Source organism: Kiloniella majae, from assembly GCF_002118315.1.
Taxonomy (GTDB): Bacteria; Pseudomonadota; Alphaproteobacteria; order Kiloniellales; family Kiloniellaceae; genus Kiloniella; species Kiloniella majae.
Map to the genome: position 1 here is coordinate 1 of NZ_MTSZ01000039.1, position 257 is coordinate 257.

The window sequence follows — 257 nt, forward strand, 5'->3', positions numbered from 1 at the left end:
GGACAAACCGGGGGAAAGAAGGAGAAAGGTAAAGAAAGAGCTGAAAGGGGGGAGAGACAGAGCCCGAGAGGTGAAGGGGAGGAAGAGAGAGAACCAGGGGAGGGCGCGGGAGAGGAGGGAGAGGAGGAGGGGGGAAGGGGAGAAAGGGAGAAGAAAAGGAGGGGGAAGGGGGAGGGGAAGAGAGGGAACGGAAACCAAGACATGAGGAAGGGAAGAACCAAAGCACGGGGGGAAGAAGAAAAGAGGGGGAGGAAAAC

Annotated in this window: 1 protein-coding gene; it reads left to right on the forward strand. The window is 58.0% G+C overall.

All coding sequences use genetic code 11. The annotated features are described in order from the left end of the window. Nucleotides 1-205 (forward strand): hypothetical protein (locus tag BKB51_RS21395; RefSeq protein WP_198946837.1); only part of this gene is annotated, 205 nt, incomplete at its 5' end. Nucleotides 206-257: the final 52 nt, after the last annotated feature.